Consider the following 4,169-nt stretch of genomic DNA (forward strand, 5'->3'; position numbering starts at 1 on the left):
ATCGCGTCCGTCCCCGACGCCACCAGCTCCCACAACTCCTCAGGCGAGGCCACCCCACCGGGAAACCGGCACCCCATCCCCACGATCACCACCGGGTCAGAGACATCGGTTCCCGTCACGGTCACGAGCGCGGTGCTCTCCTGTGCCGACAGGGCGTCCAGCAGGTGCCCCGCGAGCGCCGCGACGGTGGGGAACTCGAAGGCGACGGTGGGGTGCAGGGTGAGGCCGGTGAGCGCGTTGAGCCGGTTGCGCAGCTCGACGGCGGTCAGTGAGTCGAAGCCGAGTTCCTTCAGCGGCCGGTCCGCGCCCACCCCGTCCGCGTCCTCGCGGCCGAGGACGGCCGCGGCCTGTTCGCGTACGAGCCCGGTGACGATGCGAGACCGCTCGTGTGGCGGTTCGGCCCGCAGCCGCCGCGCCCAGGCGCCGTCGGCCGCCGTCCGCCGGGCCGCGGCGGGCGGCTTGACGATTCCGGAGAACAGGGCGGGCAGGCGGCCCGCGGCCGCCTCGTCCCGCAGCACGCCCTCGTCCAGCGGCGACACCACGGTGTGGGCGTCACGCACCCGTTCGAGCACGTCCAGCGCGCGGCCGGTCTCGACCGGGCCGACACCGTGCCTGGCGAGCCGGGCGCGGTCGGCCGCGCCCAGGTGGGCGGTCATCGCGCTCGCCTCCTCCCACAGACCCCAGGCGACGGCCGTGGCCGGCAGACCGGCAAGGCGCCGGTGCTCGGCCAGGGTGTCGAGGAAGGCGTTGGCGGCCGCGTAGTTCGCCTGCCCGGGTACGCCGAATGTGGCCACGGCGGAGGAGAAGAGCACGAAGCCCTCCAGGGGGAGGTCCGCGGTCAGCTCGTGCAGGTGCCACGCCGCGTCCACCTTGGGCCGCAGCGCGACGGCCAGTTCCTCGGTGGTCATCCCGGTGACCGTGGCGTCCGCGAGCAGCCCCGCGGTGTGGATCACCGACCTGAGGGGGCGGTCGGCGGGGATGGATTCCAGCAGTTCCGCCACGACCGCGCGGTCGGTGACGTCGCAGGCCACCACGCTCACCCCGGCTCCTGTCGCGGTGAGTTCCTCGGCCAGAGCCTCGGCGCCCGGCGCTCGCGGCCCCGAGCGGCTCACCAGCAGCAGGTGCGGAGGGTTCGCCGAAGCGGCGAGCCTGCGGGCGACCAGCGCGCCGAGGGTTCCGGTGCCTCCGGTGACGAGGACGGTGCCGGTCGGCGTCCCCACCGGGGATCCCGAGTCGTGAGGGGCGGAGTCGTGAGGGGTGTTCCCGCCGAGGTCGTGGGCGGCGAGTCTGGGCACCAGCAGTTCGCCGCCGCGTACGGCCACCTCGCGTTCGCCGTGCTCGGCGGCGAGCAGCGCGGCGGGGGCGGGACCGTCGACGGTGACCAGGGTGAACCGGCCGGGGTGTTCGGCGGCGGCGGTGCGGACCAGACCACGGACCGGGGCGGACGCGAGGTCGGACTCGGCCACCACGACCGAGAGCCGGATACCGTCGAAACCGGGATGGCGGAGCCAATCCTGGAGCAGCCCCAGGACGGCGGCGGTCCGCTCGTGTGCCTCCGCGACCACGTCGCCCGTCCGCCCGCCCACGGGTACGAGCACGGCCCCGGCGCCGTCCGCCGACAGCAGGTCGTCGACCACGCCGACGTCCCCGTCCGTCGTGACGAGGCCACCTGGGCCACCGGGGCCGTCGGAGCCACTGAAGCCGCCGAGCACGATGACGTTTCCGGGAGCCGGGCCCGTCTCGGCCGGTCGCTCCCAGTCGACCCGGTAGGTCTCGGCCGCGGGGCGGGCCGCGGCGAGTTCGGCGCGGGCGGCCGGGCGGAACGCCACGGACTCGACGGCGCCGACGACCTCCCCTTCCAGGTCCGCGAAGGTGTAGCGGAACCGGGAGGCGCCGAGCGGTTCGATGCGCGCCCGCAGCCCTTCCAGCCCCCGCTTCGCCCCGCCGGTCAGGCGCAGGCCCTCGAAGGCGAACGGCAGGAGAGGGTGGTCCGGGTCGGGGTCGGCGAGTCCGGCCAGCCCGGCCACCACCGGATGCAGAGCGGCGTCGAGCAGTGCCGGGTGAAGGACGAAATCCTCACCCGCGGCACCCCGGACCTCGGCCGCGACGAGCTCGGCGTAGACCGTGCCGTCGCCGGCCCGCCATACGGCGGCCAGCCCCTGGAAGGCCGGGCCGTAGTCGTAGCCGAGCCGGTACAGCCGTGCGTACACGTCGGTGATGTCGACGCTCTCGGCTCCGGGGGGAGGCCACGCGACCCGCGTGGCCCCCGTCGTCCCGGGGGCGAGGGTCCCGGCCGCGTGCCGGGTCCACGGGGCGTTCTCGGACGAGCGCGCGTGCACCTCCACGGTCCGGCGGCCATGATCGTCAGGGGCTGCGACGAGCACCTGCAGCGGCGTCGGGTGCCCGTGGGTGAGGACGAGAGGCGCCTGGACGGTCAGCTCGCGCACCTCTGGGCAGCCGACGAGGTCCCCGGCCCGGGTGGCGAGTTCGGCGAGAACCGTGCCGGGTGCCAGCACGGTACGGAACACCGAGTGGTCGGCGAGCCACCCCTGTGCCGCCGTGTCGAGTCGTCCGGTCAGCACCGCGCCGCCGTCCACGAGCGCGACCATCGCCCCCAGTAGCGGGTGGCGGACGGCGGACGGCCCTAGCCCGGACGCCAGGGCCGAGCCGGCGGAGGGGATGAGCCAGTAGCGCTCGCGCTCGAACCGGTAGGTCGGCAGGTCCACGGCAGAGGTGCCCGTCGTCGTCCAGGAGACGGGGACGCCGCCGAGGTGGGCCACGGCGAGGGCGCGGCGGAACGTCTCCGTGCCGCCCTCGCCGCGCCGCAGCGTGCCGCCCGCCAGCCCGGGCAGGCCCCGCTCGGCGAGGATCTCCTCGACGGCCACGGTGAGCACCGGGTGCGGGCTCACCTCGACGAACCGGTGGTACCCCGCGTCGAGCAGGCCGTGGACGGCGGCTTCGAACTCCACGGTCCCGCGGAGGTTCCGATACCAGTACCCGGCGTCGAGCGTGGCGGTGTCGGCCGGTTCCCCGGTCACCGAGGAGTGGAACGCGATCTCGGCCGGCCTCGGTTCCAGGCCGGTGAGCGTCTCCAGCAGGTCCTCGCGCAGGGGTTCGACGTATCGGGTGTGCGAGGCGTAGTCCACCGGGACGCGGCGGGCGCGCACGCCCTGCTCGTCGCACCACGCGAGCAGCTCGTCGAGGGCGTCCGCGCCTCCCGCGACCACCGTGGAGCGTGGCCCGTTGCGCACCGCGATCTCGATCTCCCCCGGTCGGCGCGCCAGGACCCGGGCCAGCTCGTCGGCGCCCAACGCCACCGACACCATGCCGCCGTTCCCCGCGATGCGGGCTATCGCCCTGCTGCGGAGTGTGACGATCTTCGCGGCGTCCGCCAGCGACAGCGCGCCCGCCACGTAGGCCGCGGCGATCTCGCCCTGTGAGTGCCCGACCACGGCGTCCGGCCGTACTCCGGCGGCGCGCCACATCGCCGCGAGCGACACCATCATCGCGAAGAGCACCGGCTGCACGACGTCGACGCGCTCCAGTGGTGGCGCGCCGGCGTCGCCGCGGAGCACGGCGGTGAGAGACCAGTCGGTGTGTCCGGCGAACGCCTCCTCGCAGGCCTCGATCTCGGCGCGGAAGGTACGGTCGGAGTCCAGGAGCGCGCGGGCCATCTCGGGCCACTGCGATCCCTGGCCGGGGAAGACGAAGACCGTCCTGCCCGGGGCCTTCTCGCCGGTGACGACCTCGTCGTGGAGTTCGCCCCGTGCCAGGGCGCGCAGGGCGGGCAGGTGGTCGGCCAGTACGGCGGCGCCGTGGCCGAGCCGTGCCCTGGAAAGGAGGGTGGCCGCCACGTCGCGCGGGTCCAGCCCCGGATGGGCCTGAAGGTGGTCGGCCAGTGCCCCGGCCTGCCTGCGCAGAGCGGCGGGGCTGTCCCCCGACAGCAGCACGGGGGGAGCGGGCGCGGTCGCGGGCCGATCGGCGTGGCCGGAGACATTCGGTGTCTCGGCGGGGTCGTCGGGTGCCTGTTCGAGGATGACATGCGCGTTGGTCCCACTGATCCCGAACGACGACACCCCCGCCCGCCGCACCCCACCCCCCCGCGGCCACACCACCGACTCCCGCAACAACTCCACCCCCGACCCCGCCCACCCCACCAACGGCGACAC

The 4,169-nt window shown here is 75.0% G+C and carries 1 protein-coding gene; it reads right to left on the reverse strand.

The genetic code is table 11. From position 1 onward, the window contains the following. Window positions 1-4,169: type I polyketide synthase (locus ABZ664_RS39305; RefSeq protein ID WP_362522369.1), on the reverse strand; the 4,169-nt coding region annotated here is incomplete at its 3' end.

It is taken from the genome of Streptosporangium sp. NPDC006930 (assembly GCF_040635605.1).
In the GTDB taxonomy this organism is placed as follows: domain Bacteria; phylum Actinomycetota; class Actinomycetes; order Streptosporangiales; family Streptosporangiaceae; genus Streptosporangium.